Genomic DNA, 19,432 nt, shown 5'->3' with positions numbered 1-19,432 from the left:
CCTCGCCGCTGCCGTGCGCCGTTTGGCGGAAATGACTGCGATGTGGCAAGCAAAATGACGGTTGGACCGGGGAATGGCGGTGCTGAGGCAGCACGTCGCGCGAATGGGACTCGCAGCTCCGAAGAGCACGGCGTGGCAAATCACGTTGGCCGTAGCCGGCTTCCCGTTACTCCTCGTTATCGGCACCACGCTCATCGCGTGGCTCCTAGGCCTCTCTCCAGACTTCCTCTGGGCGGCAGGCGGTATTGCCGCCTGGGTGCTCATCTTCCTGCCGACCTGGACCGCACTGTTTCTCAATCATCGCCGCGTCGCTCATATATTCGCGGCAAATTTCCTCTGCGTATTGCTGGCCGGCCTCTGTTTCCTGGCAGACATGTCCGCCATCAACTGGGCCGGCCTCGACAGCGCCTTTTGGGTGGCATTCCTCGAGTGGCTGGTCGTGCTTGTCTGGTCGCTGATCAACAGCAAACCACCGGCTGCGGCGGAGCCGGATCACTCCGCTCCGCCGACCCGATCAGGTGACCTTGCCTCGGCGTAACTAGCCCCCGCCCGGATAGTTCGGCGCCTCGCGCGTGATGGTCACGTCGTGGACGTGGCTCTCGCGCAAGCCCGCACCGGTGATGCGGACGAAGTTCGCCTTGTCGTGCAGCTCCTTCATGTCGCGGGCGCCGACATAGCCCATGGCGGCGCGCAAGCCGCCGGCGAGCTGGTGCATGACGTTGCCGACGGGGCCCTTGTAGGGCACCTGGCCCTCGATGCCTTCAGGCACGAGCTTGAGCGTGTCCTTGATGTCCTGCTGGAAGTAGCGGTCGGCCGAGCCGCGCGCCATCGCGCCGACCGAGCCCATGCCCCGATAGGCCTTGTAAGAACGGCCCTGCCACAGGAACACTTCGCCCGGCGTCTCGTCGGTGCCGGCGAGCAGCGAGCCGACCATGGCGATGTCGGCACCGGCGGCCAGCGCCTTGGCGAGATCGCCGGAAAACTTGATGCCGCCGTCGGCGATGACGGGAATGTCGGACTTCTTGGCCGCCTCGACCGCATCCATGATCGCAGTGAGCTGGGGCACGCCCACGCCGGCGACGATGCGCGTGGTGCAGATCGAGCCCGGGCCGATGCCGACCTTGATGCAATCCGCGCCCGCATCGATCAGGGCCTGCGCGCCCTCCGTGGTGGCGACGTTACCGGCGACGACCTGCACGGAATTGGAGAGGCGCTTGATGCGGTTGACCGCGTGCAGCACGTGGCGGGAATGGCCGTGCGCGGTGTCGACAACGACGAGATCGACGCCGGCATCGATCAGCCGCTCGGTACGCTCGAAGCCGGTGTCGCCGACCGTGGTGGCGGCGGCGACGCGCAGGCGACCCTGCGCGTCCTTGCAGGCGAGCGGATGGGCAACCGCCTTCTCGATGTCCTTGACTGTGATCAGACCAACGCAGCGATATTGCTCGTCGACCACGAGCAGCTTCTCGATGCGATGATGATGCAGCATCCGCTTGGCTTCGTCCTGGCTGACATTCTCCCGCACCGTGACCAGGCCTTCATGCGTCATCAGTTCGGAGACTTTTTGCCGGCGGTCGGTGGCAAAGCGCACGTCGCGGTTGGTGAGGATGCCGACCAGCTTGCCGGGCGTATTCTTGCCGGCGCCGGTGACGACGGGAATGCCGGAGATGCCGTGATCGCTCATCAGCTTGAGCGCGTCGTCGAGAGTGGCCTCGGGGCTGATGGTGAGCGGGTTCACCACCATGCCCGACTCGTAGCGCTTGACCTGCCGCACCTGGGCGGCCTGCCCTTCGGGATCGAAATTGCGGTGGATGACGCCGAGACCGCCGGCCTGCGCCATGGCGATCGCCATGCGGGCTTCGGTGACCGTGTCCATGGCGGAGGCCATGATCGGGATGTTGAGCGGAATGGCGCGGGTGACGCGGGAGCGGATGTCGACCTCGCCCGGCATGACATCCGACAGGCCCGGCTTCAACAGCACGTCGTCGAACGTAAAGGCTTCGCGAATGCCTTGTTGCACCGTGGCCATGTGCCAACTCCTTCCTGCGGCCCTGCCGCAAATAGCTATGGATGAGCGCCGCCCTCGGCGTACCTTGCGGCATCGCCGTCGAATCGGAGCCCATCGGTGGGGTTGACGCGGGTCGATAGCATGCCCGCGTGACGAATCAAAGCAATTCGGCCCGCTGGCCAGCCATGCACAGGCTTTTTAAGTAAATTCGGCGTGGATAGCCCGTGGACGCCGGCATTCCGGGGGGCACCGAAGTCGCGAGCCCGAAAATCCATGCCGCAGCGGTGTCCCGGCCCGATGGTTTCCCGGTCCGCGCCAGGTGGCGCGCTCCGGAATGACGAAGGAGCGAGCCCAGCATTTAGGTGCTATGCGTCGATCCGCAATGGTCGGCGCAAGCCGGCGATGTTAAGCCGCGACTCCACCCTCCCTTCTGATTTTCATTACCAATCCGTCATGGTCGACAAGCAACGCATCATCCCGCTGATCGTGGCCACTGCGCTCTTCATGGAGAACATGGACTCGACCGTGATCGCCACCTCGCTGCCGGCGATCGCGGCCGACATCGGCACCAGCCCGCTGACGCTGAAGCTCGCGATCACCTCCTACTTGCTCTCGCTCGCGGTGTTCATTCCGGCGAGCGGATGGACCGCCGATCGCTTCGGCGCGCGCATGGTGTTCGCGATCGCGGTGGGCGTGTTCATGGTGGGATCGGTCGGCTGCGCGCTCTCGACCTCGGTCACGGACTTCGTGTTCGCCCGCATCCTGCAGGGCATGGGCGGGGCGATGATGACGCCGGTCGGGCGCCTCGTGCTGCTGCGCTCGGTCGACAAGAGCGCACTGGTCAACGCCATGGCCTGGGTGACGGTCCCTGCCCTGATCGGCCCCGTGATCGGGCCGCCGCTCGGCGGCTTCATCACCACCTATGCATCGTGGCACTGGATCTTCCTGATCAACATCCCGATCGGGCTGCTGGGCATCTTCATGGCCCTGAAGTTCATCGATCCGATCAAGAGCGAAACGCAGGAGCCGTTCGATCTCTACGGCATGGTGCTTGCGGGCATCGGGCTTGCCGGCATCGCCTTCGGCCTGTCGGTCGCCGGCCTCAATCTGCTGCCCTGGAGCACGGTCGCGGCGCTGGTGGCGGGCGGGGCGATCTCGATGACATTGTACGTCCTGCACGCGCGGCGGACCGGCTCGCCGGTGCTGGACTTCTCGCTGCTGAAGCTGCCGACGCTGCGCGCGGCGATCCTCGGCGGCTTCCTGTTCCGCCTCGGCATCGGCGCGCTGCCGTTCTTGCTGCCGCTCTTGATGCAGATCGGCTTCGGCCTGTCGCCGTTCCATTCCGGCCTCGTCACCTTCGCCTCCTCGCTCGGCGCGATGGGCATGAAGACGCTGGCCGCGCGCCTGATCCGCGCCTTCGGCTTCCGCAACCTGATGACGGTGAACGCGATCGTCAGCGCATTCTTCCTCGGCGTCTGCGCACTGTTCACGGTGACGACACCGCTCCTGATCATCATGGTCATCCTGGTGGTCGGCGGCTTCTTCCGCTCGCTCGAGTTCACCGCGATCAACACGGTCGCCTATGCCGACGTCGAGACACCGCAGATGAGCCGCGCCACCACGCTCGCCAGCGTCAACCAGCAGCTCGCGGTTTCCGCCGGCGTCGCGGTCGGCGCGGCCTCGGTCGAAACGACGATGTGGTTCAGCCATGTCAGCGAGCTCAACGCCGCCGTGTTCATGCCGGCCTTCGTCGTGGTCGCGCTGATCTCGGCGGCCTCGAGCTGGTTCTTCTGGCAGATGCCGGCGGACGCCGGTCACGAAATCTCCGGCCGCAAGGCGACTGAGATCGCGAGCCGCAAGGGCGCCAGCAAGGGTGCAGCCAAGGCTGCCGTGAAGGCGGCGACCGAGGATACGCACGACGTGCGGGATCAGCGGCTGGGCTGAATCACGCCTGGAAATCACACACGCATTGCGGCCGGGACGTCGGATCGACCGGCATCATGGAGCCACGACGGAATCGACGAAGCCGACCCTTATGCGCCGGTTCTGCCGTCCCTTATTCTCGACCTTGAGAATGCGCACCGGCCGCGTCTGCGCGGTCGAACCCAGATGCGTTCCCCCACATGCCTGCCGATCGAGAGCGCCGATCTCGACAATGCGGACGTTGCCGTCCGCCCGACGCGGAGGCGACACAGTCTTGCTCCGGAAGAGGCCGGGCACCGATTGAGCTTCGTCCCAGGGCATCTGAAAGGCGCGGATCGGAAGATCCTGCCGGATCACGTCGTTGATCGGACCCGCCAGAGCGCGAAGCCTGTCCGCATCCGAACCGGTCAGGTCAAAGTCGATCCGGAACGTTCCGTCCGCCGAAAGCTGCGCGCCGGTGAGCAAGGCGCCGCCAAAGTTCTGAAAGACCACGCTGTTGGTGATGTGGGCGAGCGTGTGCAGTTCGCACATGAGCCGGCGGAACGCAGGGTTCACCGAGACGCGAACACGACCTGATATCTCGGCCCCGTTCTCGAACTCGTGCCACCAGCCCCGCTCGTCCGGCACCATGGTGCGGACGAGCGCTTCGCCATTGCTCCAATGGATGGATGCCGTGTCGGGCAGTTGGCCGCCGCCGCCCGGAAATGCCGGTGTTTGGGCCAGAAGCACCGCGCCGGGCTTGGCGTCGAGAACGTCAGCTTCAAGTTCGAGGACCTCGGGGCTTACCTGGCAGAGCAGCTGCATGACGTTCCCTTCCGCCTCCGTCGCGAGGGCGCGCTCTAATTTCCGCCGCGAAACCCCGTCGCCAGCACGTAGCGCTCCGACGAATCCTGCCGGCTCGCTGCCGGCTTCACATGGCGCACCGTCGCAAAGTCGCGCTTGAGCTGGGCGAGCAGATCGGCGTCGGCGCCGCTCTGAAACGTCTTTGCGAGGAACGTGCCGCCGGGCTTGAGCACGTCGCAGGCGAACGCGGCAGCGGTCTCGACGAGGCCGACGATGCGGAGCTGGTCGGTCTTGCGGTGGCCTGTGGTGTTGGCAGCCATGTCGGACATCACGATATCGGCGCCGCCGCCCAGCATCGTCGTGAGCCTGTCGGGCGCGTCATTGGCCATGAAGTCGAGCTGCGCGAAATCGACACCGGGAATCTCGGGCATCTCCAGGAGGTCGATCGCGACCACCTTGCCCTTGCCGTCCACCGAGCCGACGCGCTTGGCGGCGATCTGGCTCCAGCCGCCGGGCGCCGCGCCAAGATCGACCACGGCCATGCCGGTCTTCAGAAGGCGAAACTTGTCGTCGATCTCGAGCAGCTTGAATGCGGCACGCGAGCGATAGCCCGCAGCCTTGGCCTTGGCGACATAGGGGTCGTTGAGCTGGCGCTCCAGCCACAGCTTCGACGACAATTTGCGCTTGCCGCCGGTCTTGACCTGGACGTGCAAGCGGCCGGTGGAGTCTTTCGCCATCTCACCAGCTCCTGAGCGCGCCGTCTTCGCGCATCATCTCGACCAGCATGCCCTCGCGCAGGCCGCGGTCGGCGACGCGCAGGCGCGGCAGCGGGAAGGCATGCCTGATTGCATCGAGGATGGCGCAGCCGGCCAGCACGAGATCGGCGCGCTCGACGCTGATGCAGCTGTTGCCGGCGCGCTCCTCGTAGCTCATGCCAAGCAGCTTGCCGATGGTCGCGGTGATGTCGGCATCGTTCATCCAGATGCTGTCGATGCGGCGGCGGTCGTAGCGCGCAAGGTTGAGATGGATGCCGGCGAGCGTCGTCACCGTGCCTGACGTGCCGAGCAGGTGCATGTCGGCGAGATCGCCGCCGTGCGCTTGAGCGAACGGCCCGACGTGGTTCGCGACCTCCTGCTCCATGGCGGCGTAGATCTCCGGCGTCACGTCGCGGCCGCCGAACTGTTCGGCCAGCGTGACCACGCCATACGGGATCGACATCCAGGCCTTGATGCGCGGCTCGGGATTTTGGGCATCGCGCTCGATCCGGACCAGTTCGGTCGAGCCGCCGCCGATGTCGAACAGGATCGCGCCCCTGCCCCTGGGGTCCACCAAGGGCGAGCAGCCGAGCACGGCGAGCGCGGCCTCGGTCTCGCGGTCGATCACCTCGAGCTCGATACCGGTCTCGGCCGCGACGCGGCTGCGGAACCCCTCGGCATTCGAGGCGGCGCGGCAGGCCTCGGTCGCGATCAGCCGCAGCCGCTTGGCCTTGCGCAGATTGATCTTGTCCCGGCAGATGCTGAGTGCGGCGATGGCCCGGTCGATCGCGGCCTCGCTGATCGAGCCCGTCGCCGACACACCCTCGCCGAGCCGGATGATGCGCGAGAAGGAATCCACCACGCGAAAGCCATCGTGGGTCGGACAGGCAATCAGCAGCCTGCAATTGTTGGTGCCGAGGTCCAGCGCCGCATAGACGCCGGTTCCCGCTTGCGCGGGGACGGCCGGTTCGGGGGCTAACGCCACCGCCGCCATCGACCCCTCCAGCTCACCGTGCGGCACATGGCCGTCGCGGAGCCGCGTGTGGTCATTCATACAAACTGTCTTTCCGCGGCCGGTCGGGCCGGTCTGGAATTGATTTTTCGCCTGAAACATTAGCAGCGCGGCGGGTATGCGCAACAACGCATCACATGGGACCATGCCCATTCGTGCGTTGTCGTGAACGGGTCCGTGGGCTATTTTTGCAGGGTCCGGTCGCCCAGGCGCCCTCCCAAACGCGCAAATACCGGCTTTTCAGGTCATTCCCATGCAAGAACACACCAAATCCTCCACGCTCGAAAACGCTATTGCACTGCAAAAATACGGCGTCGGGCAGCCGGTCCGCCGTAAGGAGGACGACACGCTGGTGCGCGGCAAGGGCCGCTACACCGACGATTTCAACCTGCCCGGCCAGGCCCATGCCGTGATCGTCCGCTCTACCCATGCCCATGGCATCATCCGCGGCATCGGCCTTGATGTCGCCAAGGCCATGCCGGGCGTGCTGGGGGTGTGGACCGGCAAGGACCTCGATGCCGCCGGCTATGGCCCCTTCACCTGCGGCCTGCCATTGAAGAGCCGTGACGGCTCGCCTTTGCACCAGACCAACCGCCAGCCGCTCGCCACCGACAAGGTCCGCTTCGTCGGCGATCCCGTCGCCTTCGTGGTAGCCGAAACGCTGGCCCAGGCGCGTGATGCGGCCGAGGCGGTCGAGCTCGACATCGAGCCCCTGCCCGCGGTGACGGATCCCGAGGAGGCCGCGCAGCCCGGCGCGCCCCAGCTCTACGACCACATCCCGAACAACGTTGCGCTCGACTACCACTACGGCGACACGGAGAAGGTGAACGCCGCCTTCGCCAGCGCCGCCCATGTGACCAAGATCGACATCGAGAACACCCGCGTCGCCGTGGTCTCGATGGAGCCGCGCGTCGGCCTTGCCTCCTACGACAAGACAACCGAGCGCTATACCATCCAGATGCCGACGCAGGGCGTCGCGGGCAACCGCGCCAACCTCGCCAAGAACCTGAAGGTGCCGAACGAGAAGGTGCGCATTCTCACCGCCAATGTCGGCGGCTCCTTCGGCATGAAGAACGTCAACTATCCTGAATACATGTGCATCCTGTATGCGGCGAAGACACTCGGTCGCCCGGTGAAGTGGCTCGACGAGCGCTCCACCAGTTTCCTTTCCGACAGCCACGGCCGTGCGCAGAAGATCCATGCCGAGCTGGCGCTCGATGCCGAGGGGCATTTCCTCGCCGCAAAACTATCCGGTTACGGCAATCTCGGCGCCTACATCACCGGCGTCGCGCCTAGCCCGCTTTCGCTCAACACCGGCAAGAATTTTTCCAGTGTCTACCGGACGCCGCTGATGGCGGTCGACATCAAGACGGTTTTGACCAACACCACGCTGATGGGCGCCTATCGCGGCGCCGGCCGGCCCGAGGCGAACTACTACATGGAGCGGCTGATCGACCGCGCCGCCGACGAGATGGGCATCAACCGGCTGACCTTGCGCAAGCGCAACTTCATCAAGCCGAACCAGATCCCGTTCACGGCCTCCTCCGGCGTCACCTATGACAGCGGCGACTTCCAGGCCGTGTTCAACAAGGCGCTCGAAATCTCCGACCACGAGAATTTTGCCAAGCGCAAGAAGGAGAGCAGGAAAGCCGGCAAGCTGCGCGGCATCGCCGTCGGCTCCTATCTCGAGGTCACCGCGCCGCCGAGCCCCGAACTCGGCAAGATCGTGTTCGATCCTGACGGCACCGTGCAACTCATCACCGGCACGCTGGATTACGGCCAGGGCCATGCCACGCCGTTCGCACAGGTGCTGTGCGAGCAGTTGGGAGTGCCCTTCGAGAGCGTGAAGCTGGTGCAGGGCGACAGCGACATCGTCCACACCGGCAACGGCACCGGTGGCTCGCGCTCCATCACGGCGAGCGGCCAGGCCATCGTCGGGGCCGCCAAGCTCGTCATCGAGAAGGGCAAGCGCGCCGCCGCGCACATGCTGGAAGCCGCCGAGGCTGACATCGAGTTCGCCGACGGCAGCTTCACCATCGCCGGTACCGACCGCAGCATCGACATCATGGAGCTCGCCAAGAAACTGCATGACGGCAAGGTGCCGGACGGCGTGCCCGACAGCCTCGACGTCGATCACACCAGCGATCCCGTCGCCTCGGCCTTCCCGAACGGCTGCCACGTCGCCGAGGTCGAGGTCGACCCCGAGACCGGCGTGGTGCAGATCGTGCGCTACAGCGCGGTCAACGATTTCGGCACGGTGATCAACCCGATGCTGGTCGCCGGCCAGCTCCATGGCGGCGTGGTCCAGGGCATCGGCCAGGCGCTGATGGAGCATGTCCGCTACGACGAGAGCGGCCAGCCGATCACGGGCTCGCTGATGGACTACGCGCTGCCCCGCGCCGGCGACGTGCCGAACATGACCGTTGGCGATCACCCGGTGCCAGCCACGACCAATCCGCTCGGCAGCAAGGGCTGTGGCGAAGCCGGCTGCGCCGGCAGCCTGTCGACGGTGGTGAACGCCGTGGTCGACGCGCTGTCGGATTACGGTATCAAGCATATCGATATGCCACTGACCCCGGAGCGGGTGTGGCGCGCGATCCAGGATGCGAAGAAGGCGGCGTGAGGCTAAGCTCTCTCCCCGCCCACAACTGTCATCGCCCGGCTTGGACCGGGCGATCCAGTACTCCGAGACCGGCGTGATTCATGGATAAGCCGCGGCGTACTGGATGCCCCGCCTTCGCGGGGCATGACACTGCCTTTGAATTGGCGCGTTTGCCCCTTCCCGCGACTCACGCCGCCGCCTGCTCGCGCGGCTGATAGATCGCGGTGTGCTGGCAGTGCGCGATTGGCGTCGTGCCGTTGGCGACGACGAGGGCGTCGAACTCGACGAAGCGGTGGCCCTTCTTCTCGTAATTCGCGGTGACCTTGGCCCGTGCGGTGATCTCGTCGCCGGTGCGCGCGGCGGAGAGCAGCTGCATGCGGCTGCCGACATGGATCCACGGGCCGAGGATGGTGTTGTCCACCAGCACGCGGTTCATGACGCGCTGGATGAGGCCGGGATGGCCGAAACCCTCGCGCGCGAAGATCGGATCGGTTTCCCTGATGTCGGCGAGATAATCCGCCGCGTCCTGCCCCGCCCAACGGCGCGGGGCCGTGCCGAGCCATTTGCCAACTTCAAAGGTTACCGGACTGACCGGCCTGCGCTCGGCGACCGCTGCGACCTCGACATAGTCGCTCAATGACACTGTCGGCGCGGCGGGCGGCAAAGATGCCGTCCCCGTGGCGCACAGCTCGGTGCGGCTGAAGACCTCGATCGTCAGCAACTCGCTGTGCTCGGTCGCGTCGACATCGGCGGTCTCCCCGTCATAGACCGGCTTGATGAAGCGGGCCTCGACCAGCCCGCGTTCCAGAAAATCGCGGCCCCAGCGCGCCACCGGCACGTGCATCATGTAAGCGAAGACATCGACGCCGGGCACCAGCCCGCCGGAAAAGCCAAAGCGGCGGGCGACCATGTCGTCGTGCATCTTGTTTTCGGACTGTTTTGCGGTGTTGTAGGCCTCGACGCGCCAGGTTTCGAGCCGGTTTGGCATGGGCAGCTTCCCTGTAGTCTTGTTGTCTCGGGACGATCGTAGGCCCCGGGGAACACCGGTCAATCCCCTCGCCTTTACGGCCCGAATGCGGTACCACGCGGCGGAATGACCAATACCCCCACCCGCATCTATGTCGACGCCGACGCCTGTCCGGTGAAGGACGAGATTTACCGCGTCGCGCTCCGGCATAACGTGCCCGTGAGCGTGGTCGCCGGCAACTTTATTCGCGTGCCCCAGGATCCCCTGATCGAACGGATCGCTGCTGGTCCCGGCATGGACGCCGCCGATGACTGGATCGCCGAGCGGGCGAGGCCCGGCGATGTCGTCATCACCTCCGACATTCCGCTGGCGAGCCGCTGCGTGAAGGCAGGGGCCGACGTGATCGCGCCGAACGGCAAGCCGTTCACGGAGGAGTCGATCGGAATGACGCTCGCGGTCCGCAACCTGATGACGGATCTGCGCTCCGCCGGCGAAGTCACCGGCGGCCCGCGCTCGTTCGCGCCGCGCGACCGCTCCGCTTTCCTCTCGGCGCTCGACCAGACGCTGCGCCGGATCGCGCGCCGCCGCGCCGACCAGCCCGCAACGAGTCAGGGCTGACGATGGCGCCCCCGCTGATCCAACTGAAAGACATCAAGCTGACGTTTGGCGGCACGCCGCTGCTGTCAGGCGTCGAGCTCAACGTCGCGCCATCGGAGCGCGTCTGCCTGATCGGCCGCAACGGCTCGGGCAAATCGACGCTGCTGAAGATCGCGGCCGGCCTGGTCGCGCCCGACGGCGGCACGCGTTTTGTTCAACCGGGAGCAACGGTCCGCTATCTGCCGCAGGAGCCTGACTTCGGCGAGCACAAGACCTTGCTTGCCTATGTCGAGGCCGGGCTCGCACCGGGCGACGATCCCTATCAGGCGCGCTATCTGGTCGAGCAGCTCGGGCTCACCGGCGAGGAGAACCCCGCCAACGTCTCCGGCGGCGAGGCCCGCCGGGCGGCGCTGGCCCGTGTGCTGGCCCCCTCGCCCGACATCCTGCTGCTGGACGAGCCGACCAACCATCTCGATCTCTCCACCATCGAATGGCTGGAACAGGAGCTCGACTCCCGGCGCAGCGCGCTTGTCATCATCAGCCATGACCGCCGCTTTCTCACCAATCTCTCGCGTTCCACAGCGTGGCTCGATCGCGGCAGGATCAAGCAGATCGATCGCGGCTTTGCCGCGTTCGAAAGCTGGCGCGACGAGGTGCTGGCGGAGGAAGAGCGCGACCAGCACAAGCTCGACCGCAAGATCGTCGACGAAGAGCACTGGCTGCGCCACGGCGTCTCCGGCCGCCGCAAGCGCAACGTCAAGCGCCTCGCCAATCTGCATGCGCTGCGCGACCAGCGCCGCAACTATCGCGGCACCGCCGGCACGGCCAGTCTCACCGCGGCTGAGGCCGAGCAATCCGGCAAGCTCGTGATCGAGGCGAAGGCCATCACGAAAGCCTATGGCGAACGCAAGATCGTCGAGAATTTTTCCACGCGCATCCAGCGCGGCGACCGGCTCGGCATCATCGGCCCGAACGGCGCCGGCAAGACCACGCTGGTCAATCTCCTGACTGGTGGCGACCAGCCGGACTCCGGCACGGTACGGCTCGGGGCCAATCTGGAGACGGCGACGCTCGACCAGCACCGCGAAAGCCTCGATCCCAAGTCGACGCTGGCGGAGGCGCTGACCGGCGGCCGTGGCGACCAGATCATGGTCGGCGGCAAGCCGAAACATGTCGTCGGCTACATGAAAGACTTCCTGTTCGCGCAGGAGCAGCGCGGCACGCCGGTGGAGGTGCTCTCCGGCGGCGAGCGCGGCCGCCTGATGCTGGCGCGCGCGCTGGCCAAGCCCTCGAACCTTTTGGTGCTGGACGAGCCGACCAACGATCTCGATCTCGAAACCCTCGACGTGCTCGAGGACATGCTCGGCGACTACGAGGGCACGGTGATCCTGATCAGCCATGACCGCGACTTCCTCGACCGCGTCGTCACCTCGGTGATCGCCCCTGAAGGCAACGGCAAGTGGACCGAATATGCCGGCGGCTACAGCGACATGCTGGCGCAGCGCGGCGCCGATCTGAAGCGCGAGACCGCGAAGTCATCGGTGCCTGCGGAGAAGAAAGAGGAGCGCGCTGCGGCTTCCGCCTCCACGTCCAAGCGGAAGCTGAGCTTCAACGAGAAGCACGCGCTGGAAACGTTGCCGAAGAAGATGGAGACGCTGCAGGCCGACATCGCCAGGCTGCAACGCGTGCTCGACGATCCCAATCTCTACGGCAAGGATCGCAAAAAATTCGACGACACCTCGGCTGCCATCGCCAAGGCGCATGAAGAATTGTCCGCCGCCGAAGAGCGCTGGCTCGAACTCGAAATGCTTCGCGAAGAAATTGAACAGGCCTAGCGCGCATTCCGCAAAAGTGGGTACCGGTTTTGCGATCAGAATGCGCGCCAACTAAGAGACTCCCATGACCACTCCCCTCGCCGCCAAGATCGCCCGCGAATATGGCACGCCCTGCGCGGTCATCGACATGGACAAGGTCGAGCGCAACATCGCGCGGATCCAGAAGGCCTGCGACGACGCCGGCGTCGCCAACCGCCCCCACATCAAGACGCACAAGAACCCGACGATTGCGAAGATGCAGATCGCGGCCGGTGCCAAAGGCATCACCTGCCAGAAGCTCGGCGAGGCCGAGATCATGGCCAACGCCGGCATCGACGACATCCTGATCAGCTACAATCTGCTCGGCGAAGAAAAGATGGCGCGTCTCGGCGCGCTGAATGCCAAGGCCAACATGACAGTTGCGGCGGACAATTCGACGGTTGTTGCGGATCTGCCCAAGGCAGCCGCAGCGTCGGGCCGCCCGCTCTCGGTCGTCGTCGAATGCGACACGGGGCGCAAGCGCGCCGGTGTCGAGACGCCGGCGGAAGCGATTGCGCTGGCGCGTGAGATCGCGGCATCCAAGGGATTGGAGTTCGCAGGCTTCATGCTCTATCCGACCGAAACCGGCTGGGGCGACGCACAGAAATTCTACGACGAGGCACTGGCCGGCGTGCGCGCGCACGGCCTCGATGCCAAGATCGTCTCGACCGGCGGCACCCCGAATCTCGTCAACATCGGCAAGCTCAAGGGCGGCACCGAACATCGCTTCGGCACCTATATCTACAACGACCGCATGCAGGTCGCGGCGGGCTCGGCCACCTGGGACGATTGCGCGCTACACATATATTCGACCGTGGTGAGCCGCGCGGCCCCCGAGCGCGGTATTCTCGACGCCGGCTCCAAGACGCTGACGACGGACACCGGCGGCCTCGACGGCCACGGGCTGATCCTGGAGCATCCCGAAGCCAAGATCGCCAAGTTTGCCGAGGAGCACGGCTTCCTCGACCTCTCGCGCAGCAACACGCGGCCGAATGTCGGCGACGTCGTCCGCATCGTGCCAAACCATGTCTGCGTCGTCGTCAACATGATGGACGAGGTCGTTATGGTGCGCGGCGACGAGATCATCGGCACGCTGCCGGTCGCAGCGCGCGGGAAGCTGCGGTAGCTGCGGAGCGCCCGCGCATCCTTCGAGGCTCGGCTTCCGTTGCTCGTGCACCGGAAGCCAAGCACCTCAGGACGACGCTCTCGTCAGTCTGTCGTCGCGATGCCGCTCTCTCGTAGCCGTCACCCTGAGGTGGCCGCTTCTTCAGCGGCCCTCGAAGGGCGGCGGCGTTCTAAGAACGGTTCAGCCAATCCAGAACACCCCTGCCCGCGGCCGCCCCCGTCGCGAACGACGCCTGCAGCAGATAGCCGCCGGTCGGCGCCTCCCAGTCGAGCATCTCGCCGGCGGCGAACCCGCCCGGCAGCTTGCGAAGCATGAAGTGCTCGTCGAGCTCCTCGAAAATGATCCCGCCCGCCGTCGAGATCGCGCGATCGATCGGGGCTACTCCCGTGAGCTGAACCGGAACGGCGTTGATCAGTTCTGCAAGCTCCGCCGGCGAGAGCGCTGCGAGCGGTCGGCCGGATGCAATGGCCGCCTCCTGCATCAGGCCAATGCCGACCGGCGACAGCTGCGCGGCCTTGCGCAGAAAGTTCGCCAGCGATTGCTTGCCGCGGTTACCCGACAGGCGCGTGGTTAGCGCCGCTTGGTCGAGATCGGGCCGCAACGCGATCGTCAGCGTCGCCTGTCCGAGGCCCAACACGGCTTCGCGCAGCTCCGCCGACAGCGCGTAGATCGCGCCGCCCTCGATGCCGCTCCGCGTGATCATCGCTTCGCCGCGCACCGTGTGGGTACCAATTGTCAGCGCCACGCCCTTGAGCGGCAGGCCCTCGAAGCGATCGCGAAACACATCGGACCATGCGACGGTGAAACCGGAATTGGCCGGCCGCAGCTTTGAAATGGCGATGCCTTTCGCCGCGAGGATATCCACCCAGCCGCCGTCAGAGCCGAGCCGCGGCCAGCTTGCGCCGCCGAGCGCGAGCACGACTGCGCCAGCGGCGCTGGCATGCAGACCATCGGGTGTCTGAAACTGCAGCCGCCCCTCCGCGTCCCAGCCGGTCCAGCGATGCCGAAACGCGAATTGCACGCCTGATGCATCGAGCCGCCGCAGCCAGGCGCGCAGCAAGGGCGAGGCCTTGAAGGTTTTTGGGAACACCCGCCCGCTGCTGCCGACGAAGGTCAGCTGCCCCAGGCCTGCGCTCCAGTCGCGCAGCGCATCGGGCGGAAACGCCTCGACCGCGGCGCGCAAGTTCGGCATCGCCTCGCGGTAGCGGGCAAGGAAATCCGCCAGCGGCTCGCTGTGGGTGAGATTGAGCCCGCCGCGGCCGGCCATCAGGAATTTGCGGCCCGCCGACGGCATCGCGTCGTAGACGGTGACACGGGCGCCGCCTTGCGCCAGCACCTCCGCCGCCATCAGCCCGGCGGGACCGGCCCCGATGACGGCGATGTGGTTGTCCGTTGTGGTCATGGCACGAGTTTAGGCCGGGCTGGATGCCGAAGAACAGGTCGTCATGCCCGGGCTTGTCCCGGGCATCCACGGAGTCTCACGAGCGCTGCCAAGAACGTGGATGGCCGGGACAAGCCCGGCCATGACGGAGAATGTCGTTCCAGCGCCGCGCGTCGCGCGAGCCTGGAATGATGGCACGGCTAGAGCTTGATCCCCGCCCGCGCTGCGGCCTGCGCGACGTATTTCTGGGTCTGCTCGAACGCCCCGGTGAGTGCCCTGGCCTTCGACATGTCGCTGATCTCGGCGAAATGCGCGGCGACTGCATCAGGCGTCCATTCGGACTCCGGCAGGTTGATACCTTCGCTCTCCAGAATCTTGATCACGGCGAACGAGCCTGCACCGGCGCCCATGATGGTGCGGGTCGGCGCGTCCTCGCTCAGCATGTACTCGACCGCGGGCGTGATCGCGTGCGGCTTCATCAGCTGCAGCGCCTGCGGCGGCAGCAGTTCCTCGGTCATGCGGGTCGCGGCGGTCGGCGAGATGATGTTGACGCGGATGTCGGACTTGCGGCCTTCCTCGGCCAGCACGTTCATCAGGCCGACCATGCCGGATTTCGCTGCGCCGTAATTGGCCTGCCCGAAATTGCCGTAGAGGCCGGAGGACGAGGTCGTCAGCACGATGCGGCCGTAATTGCGGTCGCGCATACCGGCCCAGACCGCCTTGCAGCAATAGAAGGTGCCGACGAGATGCACGTCGAGCACCTTCTGGAAATCTGCGACCTCCATCTTGCCGAACGATTTGTCGCGCAGGATGCCGGCATTGGCGCACAAGAGATCGACGCTTCCCCACTCTTTGGTGGCGCGCTCGACCATGGCGGTGACCTGTTCGAAATTGGAGACGTCGGCGCCGTCGGCCATCGCGGTGCCGCCGGCCTTGCGGATCTCCTCGACCACGGCTTCAGCAGGCGACAGCGAGGCGCCGGTGCCGTCACGCGCGCCGCCGAAATCGTTGACGACGACCTTGGCGCCGCGGCTGGCCAAGCCCAGCGCATGCGCCTTGCCGAGACCATTGCCCGCGCCGGTGACGATGGCGACACGTCCGTCGAACCTGATTGCCATGAGTGCGTTTCCCGAATGTTAGACTCATGGCCGGGCTTGACCCGGCCATCGATCAAAATCAACAGGCTTTTGAGCAGCGATGGGTTGCCGGGTCAAGCCCGGCAACGACGCATCAGGTCACGCGAAATAGATCAGACCGAGCCAGTCGGCGACCAGCGCCGGCTTGTCCTCGCCTTCGATCTCAACCGTGACATTGGTGCGGGACTGCAGTTCGCCCGGCTTGCGCAGCTTGGCTTCCGCCAGCACGAAGCGACCGCGGATGCGCTTGCCGGAACGAACCGGCGAGATGAAGCGCAGCTTGTCGAAGCCGTAATTGACGCCCATCGTGGTGCCCGCAATCGCCGGCATCACCTCGTAGGACATTACCGACAACATCGACATCGTAAGGAAACCGTGTGCGATGGTGGTGCCGAAGGCGGTCTGCTTCGCACGCTCAGGATCGACGTGGATGAACTGGTGATCCTCGGTCACGTCGGCATAGGTGTCGATGCGCGGCTGGTCGATCAGGTGCCAGGACGACACGCCGATCTCCTTGCCGACCAGGGCCTGATAGGCCTCCAGCGTGATCGGCGGCTTCTTCCAGATTTGGTTCACTTAGGTCTCACTTCTCGTTTTCGGCAGCTCCGGAAAATCCTCCTCGCGGAATTCCCGGCCGCGTAGCGGATCGTGGCGATCATCGTCGCGTTCCAGCCGTCGTAGCTGCACGCGGCGGATTTTGCCAGAGATCGTCTTCGGCAGCTCGGTGACGATTTCGAGACGGCGGATGCGCTTGAACGGCGCGAGGCGCGTGTGCAGGTGCTGGAAGATGGAGAGCGCGGTCTCCGGCGTCCGCTCGGCGCCTGCGCTCAGCAGCACGAACGCCTTGGGAATCGCGAGCCGGATCGGATCGGGGCTCGGCACCACCGCGGCTTCGGCCACCAGCTCATGCTCGAGCAGCACGCTCTCCAGCTCGAACGGGCTGATGCGATAGTCGGACGATTTGAACACGTCGTCGGAGCGGCCGACGAAGGTGAGATAGCCGTCCTCATCTTCGAACACGACGTCGCCGCTGCGATAGAGCTCGCCTTCCGCACCGGACAGCTTTCCGTCGTCGCCCTGATAGCCCTGCATCAGGCCGGCGGGGCGGCTCGCACCCAGCACCAGCGTCACCTCCCCCTCTCTCGCCGGATGGCCGTCGGCGTCGCTGATTTGCACGCGGTAACCGGGCAGCGGGCGGCCCATCGAGCCGATCTTGATGGGCTGGCCGGGCGAGTTGCCGGCAAGCGCCGTCGTCTCCGTCTGGCCATAACCGTCGCGGATGGTGAGACCCCAGGCGGCCTGCACCTGGTCAATCACTTCAGGGTTGAGCGGCTCGCCGGCGCCGCAGACTTCGCGAAGTGCGACCTTGAACGAGGCCAGGTTCTCCTGGATGAACAGCCGCCACACCGTCGGCGGCGCGCACAGCGTGGTGACGCCGCAGCGGCCGATGGTAGCGAGCAGCCCCTTCGCATCGAAGCGCGGCTGGTTGACCACGAACACGGTCGCGCCCGCATTCCACGGCGCGAAGAAGCAGCTCCAGGCATGTTTGGCCCAGCCGGGCGAGGAGATGTTGAGATGGACGTCGCCGGGCTTGAGCCCGATCCAGTACATGGTGGAGAGATGGCCGACGGGATAGCTGCGCTGACTGTGCCGGACGAGCTTCGGCTTTGCCGTCGTGCCCGAGGTGAAATAGAGCAGCATCGGGACGTCGGCGTTGGTCGGGCCATCGGGCGTGAATTCTTCTGACGCCTTTGCCGCGTCGTCATAGGCGAGCCAGCCGTCGGAGGCCGCGCCAACCACGATGCGCACGACATGCTCCGCGCCAAGGCTCGCGAACTTCGCGACCTGGTCTTGCGCGGCGACGACCGCCTTCGCCTTGCCGCGATCGAGCCGATCGCGCAGCTCGTCGGCGGTGAGCAGCGTGGTTGCGGGAATTACGACGATTCCGAGCTTCATCGCCGCCAGCATCGTCTCCCACAACGGAACCACATTGCCGAGCAGCAGCAGCAGGTGATCGCCGCGCCTCAAGCCCTGCGCGCGCAGCAAGTTTGCGACCTGGTTGGAGCGCTTCGAGAGCGCCGCAAAGGACAGTTTCGTCTGCTTGTCCTGCGCGGCATCGACGATCCAGAGCGCGGGCCGGTCCTTGCTCTCCGCATTCGCGGCAAGCTCGGCGTCGAACCAGTCGAGCGCCCAGTTGAAGGGGACAGGATCGGGCCAGCGGAAGTCTTTGACCGCTGTCTCATAATCCGTGCGGTGCTTGAGCAGAAACGCGCGCGCGTCCTGAAATGTCGTCATGAGGCTTTCCCGGCCAGCCCTCTAACGTGCTTGATAATTCCGGAAAAATCCACCCCGCCCTGGCCGGCTGCGTCGAAGGCCTGATAAATCTCCTGCGCATGCTGGCCGAGCGGCGTCGCGGCGCCCGCGGCCTTGGCGGCGTCCTGCGCCAGCGTCAGGTCCTTGACCATCAGCGCCGAGGCAAAGCCCGGCTTGTAATCGTTGTTGGCAGGTGACGTTGGGACCGGCCCCGGAACCGGGCAATAGGTCGTGAGCGACCAGCACTGGCCCGACGAGGTCGAGGCCACGTCGAACAGCGCCTGGTGCGAAAGGCCGAGCTTTTCCCCGAGCGCAAAGGCTTCGCTCACCGCGATCATGGAGATGCCGAGGATCATGTTGTTGCAGATCTTTGCCGCCTGGCCCGCGCCGGCGCCGCCGCAATGCACGATCTTCTTGCCCATCTTCTCCAGCACGGGCTTGGCCGCCGCGAACGCGCCCTCCTCGCCGCCGCACATGAAGGTGAGCGTCGCGCCCTTGGCGCCGCCGGTGCCGCCCGACACGGGCGCGTCCACCGAGAGTATGCCATGCTTGGCGGCGAGCGCATGCGCGGCCCTCGCGCTTTCGACGTCGATGGTCGAACTATCGATGATCAGCGTGCCCTTGGTCATGACGGGAACGACCTCGTTCCAGACGCCGAGCACGTGCTTGCCTGCGGGGAGCATGGTGACGACCACATCGGCGCCCCTCACCGCGCCCGCGGCGCTGTCGGCGATGCCGGCGCCGTCGGCCTTGGCCTGCGCGCGCGAGGCCTCGACGAGGTCGAATGCCACCACCTTGTGGCCGGCCTTGACGAGGTTGGCCGCCATCGGGCCGCCCATATTGCCCAGACCAATGAATGCGATCGTGGCCATTGTCGTTTCCTCCGCTTGAATGACGTCGATTTATTTCAGGTTAGGCTCAGTCGACGATTTGGGTTCGCCTCTCCCCAGCGGGGAGAGGTCGGATTGCTTTGGCG

At 65.9% G+C, this 19,432-nt stretch carries 16 protein-coding genes; 6 read left to right on the top strand and 10 right to left on the bottom strand.

The window, feature by feature from the left end:
• Positions 1-73: 73 nt before the first annotated feature.
• Entirely contained in the window at positions 74-538 is a 465-nt protein-coding gene (locus tag HYH08_RS01300; RefSeq protein WP_220007930.1) for a hypothetical protein, read from the top strand.
• On the opposite strand, the gene guaB is transcribed toward HYH08_RS01300, so the two are convergent.
• A complete protein-coding gene (guaB, locus tag HYH08_RS01295; RefSeq protein WP_220007929.1) occupies positions 539-2,029 on the bottom strand; it encodes an IMP dehydrogenase in 1,491 nt (496 codons plus the stop codon).
• A gap of 432 nt (positions 2,030-2,461) precedes the next feature.
• Between guaB and HYH08_RS01290 the strand changes: the two genes are divergently transcribed.
• On the top strand, positions 2,462-3,952 hold the full coding sequence (locus HYH08_RS01290; protein ID WP_220007928.1) for an MFS transporter: 1,491 nt from the start codon (positions 2,462-2,464) through the stop codon (positions 3,950-3,952).
• Between the two features lie 54 nt (positions 3,953-4,006).
• Here HYH08_RS01290 and HYH08_RS01285 read toward each other — a convergent pair whose 3' ends face one another.
• The 3 genes from HYH08_RS01285 to HYH08_RS01275 are packed head-to-tail and all read right to left on the bottom strand — an operon-like array spanning position 4,007 to position 6,523.
• Positions 4,007-4,735, bottom strand: a complete 729-nt coding sequence (locus HYH08_RS01285; RefSeq protein WP_220007927.1) for an alanyl-tRNA editing protein — start codon at positions 4,733-4,735, stop codon at positions 4,007-4,009.
• A 35-nt stretch (positions 4,736-4,770) separates the two neighbouring features.
• Positions 4,771-5,451, bottom strand: a complete 681-nt coding sequence (locus HYH08_RS01280) for an RlmE family RNA methyltransferase (RefSeq protein ID WP_220007926.1) — start codon at positions 5,449-5,451, stop codon at positions 4,771-4,773.
• Position 5,452: 1 nt separating this feature from the next.
• Entirely contained in the window at positions 5,453-6,523 is a 1,071-nt protein-coding gene (locus HYH08_RS01275; RefSeq protein WP_220007925.1) for a Ppx/GppA phosphatase family protein, read from the bottom strand.
• 211 nt (positions 6,524-6,734) lie between these two features.
• Here HYH08_RS01275 and HYH08_RS01270 point away from each other — a divergent pair, with 211 nt between their 5' ends.
• Positions 6,735-9,104, top strand: a complete 2,370-nt coding sequence (locus HYH08_RS01270) for a xanthine dehydrogenase family protein molybdopterin-binding subunit (RefSeq protein ID WP_220007924.1) — start codon at positions 6,735-6,737, stop codon at positions 9,102-9,104.
• A gap of 166 nt (positions 9,105-9,270) precedes the next feature.
• On the opposite strand, the gene HYH08_RS01265 is transcribed toward HYH08_RS01270, so the two are convergent.
• A complete protein-coding gene (locus HYH08_RS01265; protein ID WP_220007923.1) occupies positions 9,271-10,071 on the bottom strand; it encodes a hypothetical protein in 801 nt (266 codons plus the stop codon).
• Positions 10,072-10,176: 105 nt separating this feature from the next.
• Here HYH08_RS01265 and HYH08_RS01260 point away from each other — a divergent pair, with 105 nt between their 5' ends.
• From HYH08_RS01260 to HYH08_RS01250, 3 genes are all read left to right on the top strand, one after another.
• The gene (locus HYH08_RS01260; RefSeq protein WP_220007922.1) at positions 10,177-10,668 is read left to right on the top strand and encodes a YaiI/YqxD family protein; all 492 of its coding nucleotides are present in this window, start codon (positions 10,177-10,179) and stop codon (positions 10,666-10,668) included.
• A 2-nt stretch (positions 10,669-10,670) separates the two neighbouring features.
• Complete coding sequence (locus HYH08_RS01255) at positions 10,671-12,482, top strand: ABC-F family ATP-binding cassette domain-containing protein (protein ID WP_220007921.1); 1,812 nt, start codon at positions 10,671-10,673, stop codon at positions 12,480-12,482.
• 64 nt (positions 12,483-12,546) lie between these two features.
• Positions 12,547-13,626 carry a D-TA family PLP-dependent enzyme gene (locus HYH08_RS01250; RefSeq protein WP_220007920.1) on the top strand — a complete coding sequence of 360 codons (1,080 nt, stop codon included), beginning with the start codon at positions 12,547-12,549 and terminating at the stop codon, positions 13,624-13,626.
• A gap of 169 nt (positions 13,627-13,795) precedes the next feature.
• Here the strand turns inward: HYH08_RS01250 and HYH08_RS01245 are convergent, their stop codons facing one another.
• From HYH08_RS01245 to mmsB, 5 genes are all read right to left on the bottom strand, one after another.
• Positions 13,796-15,028 carry a BaiN/RdsA family NAD(P)/FAD-dependent oxidoreductase gene (locus HYH08_RS01245; protein ID WP_220007919.1) on the bottom strand — a complete coding sequence of 411 codons (1,233 nt, stop codon included), beginning with the start codon at positions 15,026-15,028 and terminating at the stop codon, positions 13,796-13,798.
• A 179-nt stretch (positions 15,029-15,207) separates the two neighbouring features.
• The gene (locus HYH08_RS01240; protein WP_220007918.1) at positions 15,208-16,125 is read right to left on the bottom strand and encodes an SDR family NAD(P)-dependent oxidoreductase; all 918 of its coding nucleotides are present in this window, start codon (positions 16,123-16,125) and stop codon (positions 15,208-15,210) included.
• Between the two features lie 117 nt (positions 16,126-16,242).
• Positions 16,243-16,719: a MaoC family dehydratase gene (locus HYH08_RS01235; RefSeq protein WP_220007917.1), complete on the bottom strand. Its 477-nt coding sequence runs from the start codon at positions 16,717-16,719 to the stop codon at positions 16,243-16,245.
• A complete protein-coding gene (locus tag HYH08_RS01230) occupies positions 16,720-18,438 on the bottom strand; it encodes an AMP-binding protein (protein WP_220007916.1) in 1,719 nt (572 codons plus the stop codon).
• Entirely contained in the window at positions 18,435-19,328 is an 894-nt protein-coding gene (gene mmsB / locus HYH08_RS01225) for a 3-hydroxyisobutyrate dehydrogenase (protein ID WP_220007915.1), read from the bottom strand. Before mmsB ends, HYH08_RS01230 begins: the two co-directional genes overlap by 4 nt.
• Positions 19,329-19,432: the final 104 nt, after the last annotated feature.

Source organism: Bradyrhizobium sp. BR 10289, from assembly GCF_019455385.1.
Lineage (GTDB): Bacteria > Pseudomonadota > Alphaproteobacteria > Rhizobiales > Xanthobacteraceae > Bradyrhizobium.
Note: the sequence above shows the minus strand (reverse complement) of the source record. Positions and strands in the feature narration are given on the sequence as shown.